This is a genomic window from Mesorhizobium sp. B263B2A (assembly GCF_020165775.1).
Lineage (GTDB): Bacteria > Pseudomonadota > Alphaproteobacteria > Rhizobiales > Rhizobiaceae > Mesorhizobium > Mesorhizobium opportunistum.
Genome location: NZ_JAIUIU010000042.1, coordinates 1 through 19,364 on the forward strand (window position 1 = coordinate 1; position 19,364 = coordinate 19,364).

17 protein-coding genes are annotated in these 19,364 nt (G+C 63.5%); 14 read left to right on the plus strand and 3 right to left on the minus strand.

Annotation, left to right across the window (positions count from 1 at the left end; genetic code table 11):
• From LB568_RS31990 to LB568_RS32020, 7 genes are all read left to right on the plus strand, one after another.
• Positions 1 to 907, plus strand: a 907-nt coding sequence (locus LB568_RS31990; protein WP_224732282.1) for a glycosyltransferase family 2 protein, incomplete at its 5' end; no start/stop codon positions are given.
• Positions 908 to 1,193: 286 nt separating this feature from the next.
• Complete coding sequence (locus LB568_RS31995; protein ID WP_140570472.1) at positions 1,194 to 1,595, plus strand: hypothetical protein; 402 nt, start codon at positions 1,194 to 1,196, stop codon at positions 1,593 to 1,595.
• A 148-nt stretch (positions 1,596 to 1,743) separates the two neighbouring features.
• Complete coding sequence (locus LB568_RS32000; RefSeq protein WP_013891484.1) at positions 1,744 to 2,616, plus strand: glycoside hydrolase family 16 protein; 873 nt, start codon at positions 1,744 to 1,746, stop codon at positions 2,614 to 2,616.
• A 49-nt stretch (positions 2,617 to 2,665) separates the two neighbouring features.
• On the plus strand, positions 2,666 to 3,997 hold the full coding sequence (locus LB568_RS32005) for a UDP-glucose dehydrogenase family protein (RefSeq protein ID WP_013891483.1): 1,332 nt from the start codon (positions 2,666 to 2,668) through the stop codon (positions 3,995 to 3,997).
• 76 nt (positions 3,998 to 4,073) lie between these two features.
• On the plus strand, positions 4,074 to 5,516 hold the full coding sequence (locus tag LB568_RS32010; protein WP_140570470.1) for a GMC oxidoreductase: 1,443 nt from the start codon (positions 4,074 to 4,076) through the stop codon (positions 5,514 to 5,516).
• Positions 5,517 to 5,529: 13 nt separating this feature from the next.
• Complete coding sequence (locus LB568_RS32015; protein ID WP_013891481.1) at positions 5,530 to 5,979, plus strand: hypothetical protein; 450 nt, start codon at positions 5,530 to 5,532, stop codon at positions 5,977 to 5,979.
• 66 nt (positions 5,980 to 6,045) lie between these two features.
• Positions 6,046 to 7,125 (plus strand): glycosyltransferase, encoded by a 1,080-nt coding sequence (locus LB568_RS32020; RefSeq protein ID WP_013891480.1) that lies wholly within the window; start codon positions 6,046 to 6,048, stop codon positions 7,123 to 7,125.
• Positions 7,126 to 7,160: 35 nt separating this feature from the next.
• Here LB568_RS32020 and LB568_RS32025 read toward each other — a convergent pair whose 3' ends face one another.
• Together LB568_RS32025 and LB568_RS32030 are read right to left on the minus strand one after the other, a co-directional pair.
• Entirely contained in the window at positions 7,161 to 8,183 is a 1,023-nt protein-coding gene (locus LB568_RS32025; protein ID WP_013891479.1) for a phosphoribosyltransferase family protein, read from the minus strand.
• Between the two features lie 54 nt (positions 8,184 to 8,237).
• Positions 8,238 to 9,734: a lipopolysaccharide biosynthesis protein gene (locus LB568_RS32030; protein ID WP_013891478.1), complete on the minus strand. Its 1,497-nt coding sequence runs from the start codon at positions 9,732 to 9,734 to the stop codon at positions 8,238 to 8,240.
• Between the two features lie 184 nt (positions 9,735 to 9,918).
• On the opposite strand from LB568_RS32030, the gene LB568_RS32035 reads away from it, so the two are divergent.
• The 7 genes from LB568_RS32035 (at position 9,919) to LB568_RS32065 (ending at position 17,916) form a co-directional block, all read left to right on the plus strand.
• Positions 9,919 to 11,091, plus strand: coding sequence for a glycosyl transferase family 1 (locus LB568_RS32035; RefSeq protein WP_013891477.1), 1,173 nt, complete (start codon positions 9,919 to 9,921; stop codon positions 11,089 to 11,091).
• A gap of 15 nt (positions 11,092 to 11,106) precedes the next feature.
• Positions 11,107 to 12,096 (plus strand): glycosyltransferase family 2 protein, encoded by a 990-nt coding sequence (locus LB568_RS32040; protein WP_013891476.1) that lies wholly within the window; start codon positions 11,107 to 11,109, stop codon positions 12,094 to 12,096.
• The gene (locus LB568_RS32045) at positions 12,096 to 13,046 is read left to right on the plus strand and encodes a glycosyltransferase (RefSeq protein ID WP_013891475.1); all 951 of its coding nucleotides are present in this window, start codon (positions 12,096 to 12,098) and stop codon (positions 13,044 to 13,046) included. The genes LB568_RS32040 and LB568_RS32045 overlap by 1 nt, the downstream gene beginning before the upstream one ends.
• Positions 13,036 to 14,022 carry a glycosyltransferase family 2 protein gene (locus tag LB568_RS32050; protein WP_013891474.1) on the plus strand — a complete coding sequence of 329 codons (987 nt, stop codon included), beginning with the start codon at positions 13,036 to 13,038 and terminating at the stop codon, positions 14,020 to 14,022. Before LB568_RS32045 ends, LB568_RS32050 begins: the two co-directional genes overlap by 11 nt.
• 74 nt (positions 14,023 to 14,096) lie before the next feature.
• Entirely contained in the window at positions 14,097 to 14,993 is an 897-nt protein-coding gene (locus LB568_RS32055) for a UTP--glucose-1-phosphate uridylyltransferase (protein ID WP_013891473.1), read from the plus strand.
• A 232-nt stretch (positions 14,994 to 15,225) separates the two neighbouring features.
• Positions 15,226 to 17,616, plus strand: a complete 2,391-nt coding sequence (locus tag LB568_RS32060; protein WP_013891472.1) for a polysaccharide biosynthesis tyrosine autokinase — start codon at positions 15,226 to 15,228, stop codon at positions 17,614 to 17,616.
• 9 nt (positions 17,617 to 17,625) lie between these two features.
• Positions 17,626 to 17,916, plus strand: a complete 291-nt coding sequence (locus LB568_RS32065; RefSeq protein ID WP_167313535.1) for a hypothetical protein — start codon at positions 17,626 to 17,628, stop codon at positions 17,914 to 17,916.
• A 239-nt stretch (positions 17,917 to 18,155) separates the two neighbouring features.
• On the opposite strand, the gene LB568_RS32070 is transcribed toward LB568_RS32065, so the two are convergent.
• Positions 18,156 to 19,238, minus strand: coding sequence for an acyltransferase family protein (locus LB568_RS32070; RefSeq protein WP_013891470.1), 1,083 nt, complete (start codon positions 19,236 to 19,238; stop codon positions 18,156 to 18,158).
• Between the last annotated feature and the right edge of the window lie 126 nt (positions 19,239 to 19,364).

Consider the following 19,364-nt stretch of genomic DNA (forward strand, 5'->3'; position numbering starts at 1 on the left):
CGTCGACGACGGCTCCACCGACAACACGGCCGAGGTCGCCGTTTCCGCCGACGACGGCAGCGGCCGGCTCATGGTGATGCGCCTCGACGTCAATCGGGGGCCCTCCTTTGCCCGCAACGCTGCGATCGCCGGCTCGAAAGCGCCATTCATCAGCATTCTGGACGCCGACGACTTCTTCCTGGAGGGTCGGTTCCGCAACCTGTTTGCCGGCGCCGACTGGGATTTCGCGGCCGACAACATCATGCTGATCAGGGATGACGCGACGAAGGATGCGACGACAATTGTCGCGCCGGATTTCGCGGCGGAGCCGGAATTCCTCGATTTCGAGCGCTTCGTCGAGGGCAACATCTCCAGGCGCCGCGTCCAAAGAGGTGAACTGGGCTTCCTCAAGCCGGTGATCAGCCGTGCCTTCCTCGACCGCCACGGTTTGCGCTATGACGAAACCCTGCGCCTGGGCGAGGACTATGAACTCTACGCGCGCGCGGTCGCCCACGGCGCACGGTTCAAGGTCATCCGCTCCTGCGGCTACGGCGCCATCGTGCGCGCCGATTCGCTCAGCGGCCGCCACAAGACGCAGGATCTGAAGCGGCTGGCCGACGCCGATCTGGCGTTGCTGGCTATCGACAGTCTACCGGAAGGCTCCAAAGCGGTGCTGCGGCGGCATGAGCGGCACGTGCGCGACAAATACCGGCTGCGCAATTTCCTCGACGTGAAGGCCGAGCGTGGGCTGGCTTCGGCCGCGGCCTATGCCTTCGCAAGTCAATCCAACCTCGTTCCCATCGTCCAGGGCGTGGCGTCCGACAAGCTCGAGGCGCTGTTTCGCCGCGTCGGCCTCATGTCCGGCCAAAGGCATATGCCGCCGCTGCGTTTCCTGATGGCCGGAACCAGCACCGGCAAGGCGCGGTAAGGCCCGGGAAATGTCCGGATTATCCATGAACAGCGGTCTCGTCACGCGAACCATTTCCTTCGGATTTATGAGTTTACGAATTGGGTGGTTGCCTCGCGGCTCCGGGGATGGCAGTCTATGTTGCGCTGCAGCAAATTGAATGACCAGCCGAACTGGCCCCCGATCGGATTGGTCTGAAGTCTCTCCCCTCAGAGGAGCAGGACGATACGGTACGAGTTTTTTCAGCCCGGCGCGGGGATCGGCCAGGAACCCGACCCGAAAGCCGGCGATGACAGGAATTTAGTTCATGGCCTCGATATTCGGCTTCAGATCAAGGGATCCGGCCCGAGACCGGCAGACCGACATCGCGCGCTTCGACCGTCTGGCGAAACTGTTCGAGCAGATCGCCGCCGAGATCGAGGCCGAGAGGACCGGCCTGGAGAGCCGCTATCGCAAGACGTCGACCAATGCGGCCTTCCTTGTCGAAGCCATGGAAAACGATCCCGCTTCCGATCGTCGCTCCTCCGAAGTCAGCGCGCTGACGACGTCGATCCTGAATTGCGAGCGCCGCATCGCGGCGCTGTCGCGCCAGGACGGCATGATGAAGGATCTCCGCCATGCGCTGGATATGGTCTTCGACGAAAATGGCGCGCCCGATCCGGCCGCCACGGTCGAATTCACCAAGCCGGCGGGCGCCGGCCGAGGGTGAAAGTGAAGGTGTGGGACTGTTGCGGAAGATGTGATTCGAGACGGCAAAAGGAGTTGGAGAGGGTCAGGAAGGCCGAGGTTGGCCCGTTTGGAAGTGGTTCGAACGTCGACTTTGGGTTGGGGACGCACAGCACAAAGGTGAGTTTGGTATGAATTCGGATCCGAAGACTACGTCCAAGGCGGCAGTCGGCGCGCATCAAGCCGGGCAAGCCGGCTGGCGGCGATTGGCTTGGCTCGGTGCTTCTTTGCTGCTGGTCGCTCTTGGCAGCCTGTCGACAATCCCTTCCCACGCGCAGGACATCCAGTCCTCGCCGTCATTCGTCGACGATTTCAAGAGCTTAGATCGGTCGCGCTGGTACGTGTCCGACGGCTGGACGAACGGCAGCCACCAGAATTGTACCTGGTCGAAGGGGCAAGTCAGCCTGTCGGAGGGAACGCTGTCGCTGGGCTTCGAGAAGCAGAAGACCAAGGATCGCGAATTCGCCTGCGGCGAGATCCAGACCAAGCAGCGCTTCGGCTATGGCACCTATGAGGCGCGCATGAAGACCGATGCCGGTCCCGGCCTAAACGCTGCTTTCTTTTCCTATATCGGCCCGTCCGACAAGCAGCCCTGGGACGAGATCGATTTCGAGATCCTGACCAAGGACACCTCCAAGGTGCAGGTCAACGCCTATATCGCAGGCAAGGGCAAGAACGAGAAGCTGGTCGAGGTGCCCGGCGGCACCGACAAGGCTTTCAACGATTACGCCTTCGTCTGGGAGAAGGACAGTTTGCGCTGGTACGTCAACGGCCAGCTGGTGAACACCATCACCGATCCGGCGAAACTGCCCTCCCACGCGCAGAAGATCTTCTTCAGCCTTTGGGGCAGCGACACCATGAAGGGATGGATGGGCGCGTTCGCGGATCCTGGCCGCAAACTTTCGCTGCAGATCGAGCGGGTTGCCTTCACCGCGCTCGGCGAACCCTGCCAGTTTCCGGAATCGCTCGTATGCAGCGTAAAAGAGTTGGGAAAGACGAATTGAACCGGCCGGATCGAAAACAGCCCGCCGCCATGGACAGGAATGAAACCGAATGAATTTGACGGTGTTTGGAATTGGCTATGTCGGCCTGGTGCAGGCGGCGGTGCTTGCCGAGGTCGGGCACCAGGTGGTTTGCGTCGACGTCGACGCAAACAAGGTCGAGCGGCTCAATCAGGGCCTGGTCCCGATCTTCGAGCCGGGCCTCGAAAGCATCGTCAAGGAAAACCACGCCGCCGGCCGCATCAAATTCACCACCGATGCCGCCGCCGCCGTCAGGCATGGTGAAATCCAGATGATCGCGGTCGGCACGCCGCCCGGCGAGGATGGCTCGGCCGACCTCAAATATGTGCTGGCAGTCGCCGAGACCATCGGTCGTGAAATGGAGACGCCCAAGATCGTCGTCGGCAAATCGACGGTGCCGGTCGGCACCTGCGAAAAGGTCAAGGCCAGGATCGCCGAGACGCTGAAGAAAAGGGGCCGCGAGGACCTGGCGTTCGACGTCGCTTCCAACCCGGAATTCCTCAAGGAAGGTTCCGCCGTCGCCGACTGCATGAAGCCCGACCGCATCATCGTCGGCACCAATAGCGAGGCTACCGAGGCGGTGATGCGCGAGCTCTATGCACCGTTCAACCGCAACCACGAGAAGATGATCGTGATGGACGTGCGCAGCGCCGAATTCACGAAATACGCCGCCAACTGCATGCTGGCGACCAAGATCAGCTTCATGAACGAGATGGCCAATCTGGCCGAGCAGCTGGGCGCAGACATCGAGGAGGTGCGCAAGGGCATCGGCAGCGATCCGCGCATCGGCTACCACTTCATCTATCCGGGCCTCGGCTATGGCGGCTCGTGTTTCCCCAAGGACGTCCGCGCCCTGATCAAGACCGCCGAAGGCGTCAAGTTCGATGCCAAGCTGCTGCGCGCCGTCGAGGAGCGCAACAACGAGCAGAAGTCCGTCCTGTTCGACAAGGTGAACCGCTACTTCAAGGGCAATCTCAAGGGCAAGACCTTCGCGTTGTGGGGCCTGGCCTTCAAGCCCAACACCGACGACATGCGCGAGGCACCGGCCCGCACGCTGATGGAAGCGCTGTGGCAGGCCGGCGCCAGAGTGCAGGCCTACGACCCGGAAGCGATGCAGGAATGCCAGGCCATCTACGGGCTGCGCGATGATTTGCTTTTGTGCGGTACCAAGGAGGCGGCATTGCGCGGCGCCGATGCGCTGTTGATCGCGACCGAATGGAAGAGCTTTCGCGCGCCGTCCTTCGACGCTGTCAAGGACGCACTGACCACGCCGGTCATCTTCGACGGCCGCAACCTCTATGACCCCAAGGTCATCGCGCGCCACGGCATCGAATATCACTCGATCGGCAGAATGGCGGCGTGAGAGCGGGCACCGGCAAGCCCGAAACGAATGGGATGGCCATGACGAACGCGCCGGGCGCGGAAAGGATGAACAGCTGATGGTGCTGGACGTAAAGCCGGAGCAAATCACCAGGGACCATTTCGATCTTGTCGCGATCGGTTCCGGCTTCGGTTCGGCCTTCTTCCTGCATGAGTTCGCCAAGCGCCGCAAGGCACGCATCCTAGTGCTGGAATGGGGCCGCCACAACACCCATGAGTGGCAGCTCAACCAGAATGCCAACACCGACATCGAAGACGAGACGACCTACAAGACCAACTCGGACAAGCCGTGGAACTACACTATCGGGCTGGGTGGCGGCACCAATTGCTGGTTCGCGCAGACGCCAAGGTTCCATCCCAACGACTTCAGGTTGAAAAGCACCTACGGCATCGGCAACGACTGGCCGATCAGCTATGACGACGTCGAGCCGTTCTATTGCGACGCCGAAGACATCATGTCGATCTCGGGCGATCCCGACATGGCGACGATGCTGCCGCGTTCGAAGCCGTTTCCGCAGCCGCCGCATCGCATGTCGACGCCGGACAAGATGATGAAGGCGGCCCAGCCCGGCCAGCACTTCGTCATGCCGACCGCCCGCGCCCGGGTGCCGACGTCGCAACGCACCTCGTGCTGCGCCAATCTGCGCTGCTGGCTGTGCCCGGTCGACGCCAAGTTCACCGCCAACAATGGCCTGATGCATGTCTTCGAGCATCCCGACATTTCGGTCTGCCTCGGCTCCGAAGTGCGGCGGCTCGACCAGGTCGGCGGCACGGTCCGTTCGGTGACCTTCGTTCATGATGGCAAGGAATACCAGGTTAGCGGCGATCTTTTCATTCTCGGCGCCAATGCCATCCAGAGTGCGGCGATCATGCTGCGGTCGGGCCTCGGAGACGAATTCGTCGGCCGCGGCCTGCACGAATCCTATGGCTGGAACTTCGAGGTCTATCTCGACGGTGTCGACAATTTCGACGGCAGCACCATCACCACCGGCCTGAATTTCGGCCTCTATGATGGACCGCACCGATCCGAGCACGCGGCGGCGCTGGTCTATTTCGAGAACCGCTGGCAGCACGGGATGCGCGCCGAAAAGGGGCGGCTGCGGCAGGCGCTGCCGCTTGTCGTGGTCACCGAAAACCTGCTCGATCACGAGAATTTCGTCACCCTCGACGAGGACGATAATGCCTTCGTAAGCTTCAAGGCACCATCGGATTATGCGGTCAAGGGCATGGCGCGGGCGCTGGAGAAATTGCCGGGGCTGCTTGCCCCGCTGCCCGTCGAAGGACTCTTCGACCGCGGCATCCGGCCAACCGAATCGCATGTCCAGGGCACGTTGAGGATGGGCACCGGCCCGGCCGATTCGGTTGTCGATAGCGGCATGATCCATCACCGGCTGCGGAACCTGGTCGTCGTCGGCACCAGCACCTATCCGAGCTGTTCCTGCGCCAACCCGAGCCTGACCGCGGCGGCGCTGTCCTTGCGGGCGGCGGGCCGGATCGCGTGAGAGGAGCGACCAGATGATTGAAGTATCACGACGTTCGGCGCTGGCAATCGTGGCCGGGGGCGTGGTGTCGACAGGTGTCGCCTATGCCGCCGTCTCCTCGTTCTCCGACGAGGACCTGGTTCGTGTCACGCTCGAGAAATACCTCGGCCGGCTGAACATGCGCATCGAGCATCTGCAGCAGTTCGCGCTGGAGTTCCGCAACCGCAACCCGTGGATATTCCCGAGTGCGAAGCTCAGCGACGCGGTCACCCTGGTCGAGGAGCTCAAATTGGGCGCCGTCCGCCGCCTGCTGCCCCAGGAGAAGCGGGAAGATCTGACACATTTCGACCGCTGGGTCATCGCCGAATTCCATATGCTGACGGACTACGCATGGCGCAGTTCGCCTGACGATCCGATCCGGTTTACCGGCTGGCAATCCTGCACCAATCCGTTCGCGAACCTGGAGCCGCCGAAGCTTGCCTGACGTCGAATGCGAGGCGCCCTCGGTTGCCTCGGAACGAAACACGAAATGCGACAAGGAGCCGATCCCATGAAAGTCCTTTTTGCAGGCGGCAATGGCTACACCCCCGAATTCAGCGGTGGCGTCCAGTCGAGCACGCATCATCTGGCTGAACAGCTGATCGAAAACGGGCACGAGGCTTCGGTGCTTGCCGCCCTGTTCGGCGACGGCGTCTTCGGCTTCAAGGCGCGCGCCAAGATGAAGCTCTTGCGCCAGCCCGCCGTCGTCGACAGTTTTCCCGGCTACCCGGTGGTCCGGGCCTGGTTCCCCTGGGAGGCGGCAAGCTTTGCCGTCGATCGGGTGAAGCCGGATGTGGCGGTGGTCCAGTGTCACAAGTCGGTGCCGATCGGCAAGGCGCTGCAGGCCAAGGGCGTGCCGCTGGTCGTCTATCTCCGCAATGTCGAGTTCCACGAGCTGGGAGGCGACCTGCGCGAATTGCGCTCCGCACTCTACATCGCCAATTCCGAGTTCACCGCGCGCACCTACCGCAGGGAGTTCGGCATCGAGACGACGGTGATTCCACCGACCATCAATCCGACACAGTACAGCACGCCGACGACGGGCCAGTTCGTCACCCTGATCAATCCCTATGAGGAAAAGGGCTTCGAGCTTGCGGTGCGTCTTGCCGGCGCCTGCCCCGAAATCCCGTTCCTGTTCGTCGAAAGCTGGAAGCTGGACGATGACCATCGGGCGAGCATCGAAGAGACGATCGCGCCGCTCGGCAACGTCACGCTGGAGAGCCGCACCAGCGACATGAAGACGGTCTATGGCCGCACCCGGATCCTGCTGGCGCCCAGCAAATGGGAAGAGGCCTGGGGTCGCGTCGCCTCGGAGGCTCATTGCAGCGGCATCCCGGTCGTCGGCTCGCGGCGCGGCGGCCTGCCTGAGGCGATCGGACCTGGTGGCGTGGTGCTCGACTACGACTCTCCGCTCGTCGACTGGGTCGCGGCCGTCAGACGGTTGTGGAACGATAACCAGGAATATGACCGGGTCTCCAGTCTCGCGCGCAGTTTCGCGGCGCGTCCGGAACTCGATCCCGATCGCCAGTTCGTCACCTTCTTTTCGATATTAGACAAGGCGATCCAGCAGCGCGCGCTCCAGGCCGCCTGAAAAGGCCTCCGTCGCGCACCAGATGGCGATGCTGGTCAGGCCGGACGCTTGACCCGGCTCTTCAGCGTCTCGTAGCCGCGGGCGCCAAGCAGGGCGCGGGCGAGGGTCTTGGCGACGCCCTTGCGGCCTTCCTGCGAGTTGACCTGCCGCAGCCTGGCCGGCAGGTTGCGCGCCGCCTGGCCGAGCGCCGGCAGCGACAGCGCATCGGGAAAGCTCACGATGTGCGTTTCGACGCACAATACCGGCTTGCCTGACAGCTCGGTGATCTTCAGCGCCTGCGCATGCTCGCTTTCGATGAACAGCATGGCATCGGATTTGCGATAGAAATCGGCCTTGAAACTGCCATGCGCGCCAAGCCGCTGCCGCTCCGCCTTGCTCGGCAGGTCGAGCATGACCAACTGGTCATACTGGATGCCGTTCTTGGCCAGCCATGCCTCGGTCAGCGCGCGGTATTTCTCCAGCCGGCTTGTGACCAGCCAGCCGATCCTGTGGGTCGGGGCATGAAGCGGCCGCGCCTCGCTGAGGAATTTCTCGTAGGCCGGCCCGTCGTCGTTTTCCGCCTCGGTCGGATCGAGGCACAGCACCCCGTCTATGTCGACGCAGCATTGCGCCAGGAATTTGTGGTGCATGAAGTTCCACTGGAACATGCGCGGGTGCGGCACCACCTCGAAGACGATATCCGTCTCCTGATGTTGTGGTTGCAAGCCGAACACGGCGGCAAAGGTGTAGTCGGCCTCGATGCCGGCGGCCTGAATGCGGGCGCGGGCGTCGCGCATGGCATTGCCGCCGGAAACGCTGTCGTCGATCACCAGCACCTTGCGCATGTCCGAGACCTTGCGGTCGAGCGCGGCGCGGCGCTTGGTGATGCCTGACGTGTAGACGCGGCCGTCCAGGAAGGAATCCAGATCGGTCATCGGAATGTTCGCCGCAAGGCTGACCAGCGTCGCCGCCAGCACGCCGCTTCTTGGAACGCCGACCACCAGGTCGATGTCGCGCGGCAGCCGGTGAAGGTTGCTGACGATGGCGTCGTTCATGTCGGAGATCGAGCGGTAGTGCATGGATCGGACCTGATGCTTGGGTGGATACGGAGATAGCGGTCGAAAGCGCCGAAATTATTGCGCCTGGCGCGGCGCCGCCGTTGGCGGCCTTGCCGGCAACATTTTCACGGCTTCGCGCAGGGCCTCGCGGCCGGCTGCGAACGCCAGCGCGACGACGATGGTGATGGCGTAGGCGAGGATGGCGCCGCCAGCCAGGGCAACGACATGCTGCTGCGGCAGCAGCGGCTTGGCCAGCCAGACCGCCGCCAGCGCCAGATGCGCGCCAAGCACGAACGGCGTTGCCGCGCGCAGCACATGGCTGGCCCGCAGCGGCCCGCTCCTGCCGACATAGAGCCACAGGAACGGCGTGCGCAGATACTCGCTGACCGCATAGGCGACGGCCACGCCGAGCGCGCCGTAGGGCAGGCCGAGCGCGAAGGCGAGCACCGACGTCACCGCCGTGATGATGCCCCAGCGCATGAAGTCGCCGGAGCGGCCTTGGCTGACGAAGAGCCATCCCGCCGGATTGTTGAGCGGCTGCAGCAGGCCGGCAAAGCCGAGCGCCAGGAAGATCGAGGCGCTCGCCCGCCACTGCTCGCCGAGCACGAAGGGGATCAGCTCGTCCGACATCGCGGTGGCGAAGGCGACGCCGGGCAGCGCCACCAAAAGGATCAGCGGCATGACGCGCAGATAGGCGCTGCGGTAGCGGTCGGGCTCGTCCTTCAGCCTGGAGAGCGCCGGCACCATGACCTTGGAAAGCGGATTGGTGATCTGGCTGAGCGGGAACAAAAGCAGCTTATACGCGCGGTCGTAAAGGCCGAGCTGGGCCTCGCCCCAATATTTGCCGATCAGCACGTTGTCGAGGTTGCGGGCGAAGAAATTGGCGAAGTTGAAGCCGGTGATGCCGGCGCCGAAATTGATCAGTTCGCCGATGCCCGCGACCTTGCGCGGCAGGCCGGGCCGCCAGCGTGAGCTTGCCCAATAGCACAGCGTCGGCAGCACGGCGCCGGTCAGCGTGCCGGCAAACAGCGCCCAGTAGGAGCGGTCGATGAAGGTCCAGGCGATCGATACCGCCAGACCCGCGACGGCGCTGGCGACATCGATGATCGCCAGGCGTCCGAACTGCATGCGCCGCGTCAGAAGCGCCAGATGCTGCGCGCCGAGCCCATAGGCCATGATCTGCAGGCCGAAGGCGGCCACCAGGCCGGCCACGCGCGGCTCGCTGTAGAAGGCTGCGACCAGCGGTGCGGCGCCCGCGAGCACGCAGGCCAGGATGGCGCTGACCGCGACGTTGATCCAGAAGAGGTAGTTCACCTCCTCATGCCGGATGCACGACTTCTGGATCGTCGCCTGGGTCAGGCCGAAATCCTGGAACAGCGCGATGAAGGCTAGCACCGGCGCGCACATCGCCACGACGCCGAAATCCTGCGGCGACAGGAGCCGCGACAGCACGATGACGGATATGATCTGTGTCGCGACCCGCACCGATTGCGACATGGCGGTCACCACCGCGCCACGGCCGACCGATTTGCGCAACGAGCCTTCTGGCGGGTCGAATGGATTGGCTTCCAAATTCAGGATTCCTGATCTTTGCGCGGATTTCGGAGCCCGAAATCCACAACCGCCGCCAACCCCAAACTACGGCAATAATTTTGCAGTGCAACAGAAAATGTCCATCTCCGCGCCAAAAATGTTGCGATGCAGCAAGAGCTGTACTAGCATTCCCCTGGGTGGGTCAAACAGCGGTCGAGTTTTCATGCTGCATGTCTTGTACCTGGTGCACGATGTTTCCGATCCGGCGGTCCGCCGACGGATCACGATGCTCCGGACAGGCGGCGCCCGGGTCACTTTGGCGGGTTTCCGCCGCACCACAACCCCGATTGCCGACATCGAAGGATTGCGGCCGATCGACCTTGGCGCGACGCGCGACGGTCGATTCGCCCAGCGCCTGGCAGCGGTGGCGAAAGCGGCGGTTTCTCTTCGGGCGAAGTTGAGCGGCACGCCGAGACCCGATCTGATCATCGCGCGCAACCTGGAAATGCTGGCGCTTGCCGGCCGTGCCAGATCGGCCTTCGGTGCCACGGTCCCGATCGTCTATGAATGCCTCGACATCCATCGCCTGGTGCTTCGCAACGATGTCCTCGGCAAGGCGTTGCGCGCCACGGAGCGCCATCTGGCGCGGGACGTGAAGCTGCTGGTGACCAGTTCGCCGGCCTTCATCGCCAATTACTTCAAGCCCTTCCGCCAGGTCGCCGCGCCCATCGAACTGGTCGAAAACAAGTATTTCGAGACGGCGGCGATTTTGCCCGGCGCACGTCAGGTGGCGGAAACGCCTGCCGCGCCGCCATGGCGAATCGGCTGGTTCGGAGCGCTGCGCTGCCGCCGCTCGCTCGAACTGCTGGCCGATTTCACGCGCCGTATGGACGGACGCTTCGAGGTCGTGCTGCGCGGCCGCCCGGCTCTGTCCGAATTCCCGGATTTCCATGCCTTCGTCGAAGCCGAACCGCATCTGTCGTTTCGCGGCCCCTACCGCAATCCGGAGGACATGGCGTCGATCTACCAGGACGTCCATTTCTCCTGGGCGATCGATTTCTTCGAAGAGGGGCAGAATTCGGAATGGCTGCTGCCCAACCGCCTCTATGAAGGCTGCCGCTTCGGCGCGGTGCCGATCTCGATGGGCCATACCGAAACGGGACGATTCCTCAGCCAGCAGGACATCGGTATCCTTTTGCCGCAAGCCACGCCCGATGCGCTCGAAAGCGCCCTCGGCCAGATGGAGGAGCACCGCTTCGACAGGCTGAAAGCCCGCGTGCTCGCCCAAAATCCGAGGATGTGGAGCTACGATCGCAGCGACTGCAGGGTACTGGTCGAAAAACTGCGCCGTCTGACCATCGTGCGCGAACCCCTCGCGGCCGAAGCCCTGGCATAGGATAGACCTCGCCCGATGACGCAAGCGCTTCCTTCCAGCCTGATCGTGATCCCCTGCCTGAACGAGGCGGCCCATATCGGTGCGCTGCTCGACCAGCTGCGGCCCTCGGCCGAAAGGCTGGGAGCCAGGATTGTCGTTGCCGATGGCGGCAGCACCGATGGCACCCTGGCCATCGTCGAGGATGTCGCCGCCAGGGATGCGCGCGTCATCCTGCTGCACAACCAGCGGCGCATACAGAGCGCGGCGATCAATCTCGCCGTCGGCACTTACGGCGAGGGTGCCCAGTATCTGATCCGGATCGACGCTCATGGCGGCTATCCAGATGATTACTGCGACCGGCTGGTCGAGGAGGCACTGGCCACGGGCGCTGATTCGGTGGTCGTTTCCATGCTGACCAGCGGCAGCGGCCCCGTGCAGAAGGCGGCGGCGGCGGCGCAAAATTCAAAACTCGGCACCGGCGGTTCCAAGCACCGCCACCTCTCCGCCGGGGAGTGGATCGACCATGGCCACCATGCGCTGATGCGGATTTCGGCCTTCGGCGCTGTCGGCGGCTATGACGAGACGTTCAGCCACAATGAGGACGCCGAACTCGACTACCGGCTGCGGCAAGCCGGCTACAGGATCTGGATGAGCGGCAAGACGCAGATGGTCTACTACCCGCGCACCTCGCTCAAGGGTCTCTATTTCCAGTATCTCGGCTATGGCCGCGGCCGCGCCAAGAACGTGCTGAAGCACCGCGTCATCCCGAAGGTCCGGCAGATGGTGCCGCTGGCGGTCTTCCCGGTGGTTCTTCTCGCGGCCTTCTCCTTCGTGCACTGGATCGCGGCGGTGCCGCTGCTGGTCTGGGCGTCGGTGTGCCTGGGCTATGGCCTGGTGGCGGCCATTCGCCAACGCAAGGCCGATGTTGCGCTGGCCGGGGTCTCGGCGATGGTCATGCATCTCGGCTGGTCCGTCGGTTTCTGGCTGCAGCTTCTCGGCCTCGGCTCGCGGCGCGGGGTGGCTTGATGGCTGTTCAGGCCAAGAACCGCAGCATCGACATTGGCGTGTGCACGTTCCGGCGGCCGGAACTGGCCGACACGCTGCGCTCGCTTGCCGCCATGGATATGCCCAGGGGTTTCGATGTCGGCATCATCGTCGCCGACAATGACGACACGCCGAGCGCCAGGGAATTGGTGACGGCGCTGTCGCGGGAACTGTCGGTGCCGGTCCGCTATCGTCATTGCCCGGCGCGCAACATCTCGATCGCCCGCAACGCTTGCCTCGACGCCAGCGAGGCGGATTTTCTCGCCTTCATCGACGATGACGAGACGGCGACTGCCCGCTGGCTCGCGGAACTGGTCGCGACGGCTGAAACGAGCGGTGCCGCCGCCATACTCGGCCCGGTGCGGGCGCTTTACCGCCCGGATGCGCCGGACTGGATGCGGCGCGGCGATTTTCACTCCACCTTGCCCGTGTGGGTGCAGGGCGAGATCCGCACCGGCTACACCTGCAACGTGCTGCTGCGCGTGGGAGCGGATAGCCTGCGCGGCCGTCGCTTCAGCCTGGCGCGCGGCCAGACCGGCGGCGAGGACACCGAGTACTTCGACCAGATGCACAAGGCGGGCGGCCGGATCGCTTTTTCCCCAGACGCCTGGGTGAACGAGGTGGTGCCGCGTACCAGGGCCGCGTTCGACTGGCTCGGCCGCCGGCGCTTCCGGGTCGGCCAGACGCATGGCCATCTCCTGGGCCACAACGCCGGTGGCATCGGCCTGGTCAAACAGGTCGGTCTGGCTTCGGTAAAGGCGCTCTATTGCTTCGCCGCAGCGCTTCCCGTCGTCGCCAGCCCGGTGCGCCGGAACCGAAGCGTGCTGCGCGGCATTATGCATGTCGGGGTCGTCAGCGGTCTCGTCGGCATTCGAGAGATCCGCCTCTACGGCCAGCCCTCGCCACGGGAAGGAGGCAAGCGTGCAGCCTGACGTTTCCCCCATCCCGAATGTCTCTTTCGTCCCCGATGTCTCCTTCATCATTGCCGCTTACAATGCCGAGGCAACGCTTGACCGGGCGATCGCCAGCGCCCTCGCCCAGAGGGATGTCAGCGTCGAAATCATCGTCGTCGACGACAAGTCGCGCGACGCGACGCTCGATGTGGCAAGGGCCTATCCGCAGGACATCGTGCGCGTCGTTGCGCTCGCGCAAAACAGGGGCCCCGGCGGGGCCAGGAATGCCGGGCTCGACGTCGCCCGCGGCAGGTGGGTCGCGGTGCTGGATTCCGACGACGCGGTCTTTCCCGGCCGCATGGCGGCCATGATCGGCCGCGCCGAGAAGGCGAATGCCCAGATCGCCGTCGACAATCTCCAGGTCGTCCGCGAGGACGGTGTCGTCGAGGACGCGATGTTCCCGCGGCAGTATCTGGAGCGCCTGGGCGAGATTTCGCTGGCCACCTATATCGCCGGCAACGTCGTTTTCGAATCGAAGTTCAACCTCGGCTACCTCAAGCCGATCTTCCAGCGCCGGTTCCTGGATGAGAACCGGCTTCGCTATGACGAGAAACTGAGGATCGGCGAGGATTACATCCTGTTTGCCGACGCCCTGGCCAAGGGCGGCAGATGCGTGGTCGAGCCTGATATCGGCTATGCCTACCACATTCTCAGCGGCTCCATCTCGCGTGTGCTCGAGCTTCACCATGTCGAGGCGATGCGCGAGGCGGATGCCAAATTCGCTCAAACCCATCGGATGGATGAGGCGGCCCTGGCCGCCTTCGCCCGGCGCGGCCGCAGCTTGCGCAAGGCGGCCTCCTTCCTGGCGATGGTCCAGCACATCAAGGCGCGGTCTCCGTTCAAGGCGATCCGGATGGCGCTCAGCGACCCGGCGGCGGTCAGGCATATGGGCATGCCTATCGCCGTGCGGTTGCGAAGAGTAGCGGCACAGTTTGCCGTAGGGGTGGGGAGGTGAAGATGCAGGCACATGAAGGGATTTCTCGTGGCCTGTGAATGGACTGAAGTCGATCTCCTCAGAAGGAATTTGCGATGAAGAAAATCAGGAAGGCCGTGATACCGGTGGCGGGGCTTGGAACACGGTTCCTGCCGGCGACCAAGTCGATGCCGAAGGAAATGCTGCCGGTGGTCGACAGGCCGGTCGTGCAATATGCGGTGGACGAGGCCTTCGAGGCCGGCATCGAGCACATCGTGTTCGTGACCGGCCGCAACAAGGCGGTCATCGAGGACTATTTCGACCTGCATCCGGAATTGATCGGAACCCTGGAGCAGACCGGCAAGAAGACCCAGCTGGAGGCGCTCGAAAGCATGCTTCCCGTGGCCGGCGCCACCTCCTTCATCCGCCAGCAGTCGCCGCAAGGCCTCGGCCATGCCGTCTGGTGCGCACGCGAGGTCATCGGCAACGAGCCCTTCGCCCTGCTTTTGCCCGACATGGTTTCCTTCGGTCGCCGCGGATGTCTCGCCGAAACGGTCGACCTTTATGAACGCACCGGCGGCAACGTCATCGCCGTCGAGCGCTGCGATCCGAGCGAGACCAACAAATATGGCATCGTCGGCCGCGGTGCCGACATCGGCGGCGGTTTCGAGGTCTCGGCCATGGTTGAAAAGCCTGCACCGGCCAATGCACCGTCGAACTTCTACATCAACGGCCGCTACATCCTGCAGCCCGAGATCTTCGCGCTTCTGGGCAATCAGCAGCGCGGCGCCGGCAACGAGATCCAGCTGACGGACGCCATGGTCCGGCTGTCGAAGGATCAGCCGTTCTTCGCCCAGCCTTTCCTCGGCCGCATGTTCGATTGCGGTTCCAAGGAAGGCTTCATCCAGGCCAACATCGCCTTCGCGCTGGCGCGCGACGACATGAAGGGTCCGGTCTTCGAGATGCTTCAGGAGTTCGTCCAGTCGCATGAACGTCAGGAAGAAGCCGCATAATGCCCATCTTTCGGGAGTATTGCCGGATGTCCGGCGGCGAGGCCGACAGGCCCCGCCGTCTGGCATGAAGCTTGCGTTGCCTGTGGGCGATGCTTCCGATCTTCGAGGCGCCTGACAGCCAAGGCATGATCCCGGAAAGCGGTTCCGATTTTCGGAAAAGATCATGCTCAAACAGAGAGATAGAGCCCAGCCCAATGATCGGGATGGAACAGGCTCTGGAATTGGACCGACGATGAATTATGCCAACTTTCCTCTCGACAAGAGGATGCCATTGCCGAATTCGGATGCAGGAGACGGCGAAGACTTCATCGACATCGAGCGGCTGCTTGGCATGGCCGCACGGCAGGCCAAGGTGGTCGCCGTGTGTGCGGTCATCGGCCTTTTTCTGGGCTTGCTTTATATCCAGACCACGCCGCCCAAATATGTGTCGGTCGCCAGCGTGCTGATCGACGAGGGTCTGAACAAGATCGTCGATGACATTTCGGCGGCGTCCACAACCATGCAGACCGATAGCGCCATTCTGAGCCAGATCGAGATACTGACCTCGACACGGCTTGCCGCGGTGGTCGTCGACAAGCTCAAGCTGGACCAGAACGATGCGTTCATGAACCCGCCCCAGTCGGCGCTTGCCCAGGGCGTCGGCCTCATCCGCGGGCTGATCCAGTATGTCCGCCCCAGCCCGGTCATGCCGGGCGTCGGCGACGTCAGCCAGCTCTCCCCCGCCGCTCGCGATGCACTGATTGCCACGTCGCGTCGCGACTATGCGATCCTGAAGCTGCAGAATGAGATCCAGGCGGACCGTGTCGGGCGAAGCTACGTCATCGCGCTTGGCTACCAGGCGACGGATCCGGGGCTGGCGACCGCGATCACCAAGGCCTATGCCGACGCCTATCTTGCCGATCAGCTCGATGCCAGCTTCGATGCCACCGAGCGCGCCGCGGTCTGGTTGCAGGGCCGGCTGACGGAACTGCGCGAAAGTTCGCAACAGGCATCGCTCGCGGTCGAAAAATTCAGGGCCGAGCACGGCCTGTCGGCCAACAGCGATGGCCAGTTGATGAGCGACAAGCAGCTCGCCGACCTCAACGCCCAGCTCATCGTGGCCCAGGCCGACACGGCGCGCGCCAGCGCCCGCTACCAGCAGTACAAGTCGATCGTCGATAGCGGCTCCGAAAACGCCTTCAAGGATGCCGCCATATCGTCCGACCAGCCAAGCGGTGCGCTCATCTCTGCACTCAAGACCCGCTATCTCGCGGTCTCCAAGCGGCAGCAGGATGTCGAGGCGAATTTCGGCGCCCAGCACCCGCAAGCGGTGGCGCTCGCCAAGGAAAAGGCCGACATCTCGGCGCAGATTTTCGGCGAGCTGAAGCAGCTGACCCAAAACTATCGCAACGAGTATGAGGTGGCGCAGGCGCGTGAGACCGCGCTCAGGGCCAACGTCGCGGCAGCACAGGGCAAGAGTTCCATCGACAACCAGTCGCAGGTCAAACTACGCGACCTCGACCAGAAGGCGACGGCGCTCTCGACGCTCTATCAGACCTTTCTTGGCCGCTACGAGGAAGCCGCGCAGCAGCAATCCTTCCCGGTCGGCAAGATCCGCATCATCTCGGACGCGTCGACGCCGCTCTCCGCCTCGAGCCCGCGCACCATCATCGTGCTTGGACTTTCGCTCGTGCTCGGCATGCTGATGGGCGCCGGTTTCGGCGGTCTCAACGAATTCAACGAGCGGTTCTTCCGGACCGGCGAGGAAGTGCGCGACCGCGTGGGCCTCAAGTTCCTCGGCTACCTGCCGACCATCGGCAGCAAGGCCGTCACCAAGGAGGACAAAGCGGTCGACGGTCAATTGGATGCCAAGGTCGCCAGATCGCCGGCCGCCATCGAAAGGCGCGCGCGCATGCGGGTGAGCATCGACGCTCCGGCATCGATGTTCTCCGAAACGCTGCGCAGCGCCAAGATCGCCTTCGATGTCGTGATGGAAGGGCAAGGCAGCCGCGTCATCGGCGTCATCTCGGTGCTTCCCGGCGAAGGCAAGTCGACGGTCGCGGCCAATCTCGCCGGGCTGCTTGCCGCCAATGGCGCCAAGACATTGCTGATCGACGGCGACCTGCGCAATCCGGGCCTCAGCCGCAGCCTCGGCATGGAGGCCGAGCAAGGTTTGATGGAAGCGGTGGTGAATGGCCAGACCTGGCAGTCCGTCGGCAAGATCGACCGGCAGACCAAGCTGGCGATCATCCCGGCCGTATCACGCGGGCATTTCTCGCACACCAGCGAGCTGCTCTCCTCGGCCGGAATGCGGCGCTTCATCGAGAACGCCAAGGAGACCTTCGAATATATCGTCGTCGACCTGCCCCCGCTCGGGCCGGTGGTCGACGCCAAGGCCTTCGCGCCGCTTGTCGATGGCTTCGTGCTGGTCACCGAATGGGGCCGCACGCCGCGCGCCATGGTGCGGTCGATGCTGGAATCAGAACCCTATGTCGCCAACAAGATCGTCGGAGCGGTGCTCAACAAGGTCGACCTGAAGAGGCTGGCCAAATACGGATCGTTCGGGGCGTCGGAGAAATTCTTCGACAAGTACTCGAACTACTATCTCGACAAGTCCGAAGTGCGCACCAAGGCAACGGTCTGAGATAGGCCGTTGCTTGAAGCCAGCATGTTCGCCGGGCATCGAGTATGCCAGGAATGCTTCGGTGGACAAGCGAAGGCACTCGTCGGCGGCAAGTTGATGGAGAGTGCGAGAGGCGCGACGGTAGCTCGTCGCGTTCCATCAATCGAAGATCGTTTCCATCTCGACCTCAAAACCCTGATCGTATCGATCATGATAGGGCGAGATCGACGGGTACCTGTTGTCGTATCGTCCTTCGCGGGCGGATTGTTGGCCCTTTTCAAAGGCTTTCTGGAGAGCCGCGCGCTTATTCTCAGTCATTGATTGCATCTCCATTTTAGGTTGATGATTGACTTATAGCGTTCTGCAGTTGGCGGGCGCGTCGGTCTGGAGATTTTTTCCATGACCGGCTATGGAAGCGGGTTGGGTGCTGGCGAGCGTGAGCGCAAAGCTGCGTTTGGATTCGAAGCCTTTGCCAGTGACGCTACCCGACGCCATCATTGATTTCTTGAGCAGTGACGGCAGGGCCAAGCATTATGCTTAGCCGTCGTACCGGTCCTCGCCTACGCGGCCTTCAACCGGTAGCGGAAAACGGTGTAGTCGAGCAGCTGCCGGACACGCGGTTCCGCCTCGGTCGCCACCAGCCAGCTTGCCGCGATCATGGTCGCGGCGACCGTCACCATCGACAGGAGATAGGGCAATCCGGCGCGCACCATGGAGCCAAGCATCGCCGCGCCGATGACGTCGTGGATCAGATAGAGCGGGTAGGTCATCAGGCCGATGCGGCGCCAGCCAGTCCAGGAGAGCTGAAGCCGCAGCGACAACGCCATCAGGGCGATGGCGACGAGGAAGATCAGGATCGGTGGCGCATAGGGCATCACGGCCCCGACCTTGATGCTGTGAACGTCGACCGAACTGGCGATCTGCAGCACGCCGCCGCCAAGGAACAGCAGGCAGAAGCCAAGGCGCGACGGCGTCAGTGCCTTGAACCGCATCAGCCAGAGCAGCACGCCCACCGCGAAGAAGCAGCCATGATGCACCAGGACGAGCTGCAGCCAGCGCGTTTCGGCGAAGTCGGACCAGCCGAGCGGGTAGTAGAGGCACCAGAACAGCGTGCTGACCAGGCCGATGGCGATGGCGACCGCCTCCATAAGGTGGAAGCGGCCGAGCCGCAGCAGCACCCAGACGATGGCGTAGAAGGCGATCTCGATGCCGAGCGTCCAGTAGACGCTGTCCACCCACGGGCCATAAGGCGCGAACAGGCCGGTGCGGACCAGCCTGACCACCGCATCGGTTGGCCAGCTCAGGCCGATGGCGAGCAGCAGCACGGCGGCGACCGGCGCGCAGATCCAGACCGCCGGCGCCAGCCTTTTGACCCTCGCCTCGAAGAACCGCAGCGGCGTCGAATTCTCCGCGCTGAAGGCGATGACGAAGCCACTGATGACGAAGAATATCTCGACGCCGACCCAGCCGGACTCGACCCAGGCGCCTATCGCCGGCTGCTGGGGAACGCCGCCCGTGGCCTGCGCCGAGATGCCGTCGGGATAGGCCCACACCCAGAAGCCATAATGGTAGACCATGACCAGCACGGCGGCGAGAAACCGCAGGATGTCGACGCCGCCAAATGTAATTTTCTGCTGAGCCATACCGAACCGCCGGATGGCCCCCCGCCTGCCACTGTAGGGAGGGTTGCTGCATTGCACAATAAAAGTATTGCTTGCCGATTGGCATAGGCCTGTCGGCAGGCAATAGCTGTCGCTCCCGGGCGGGCC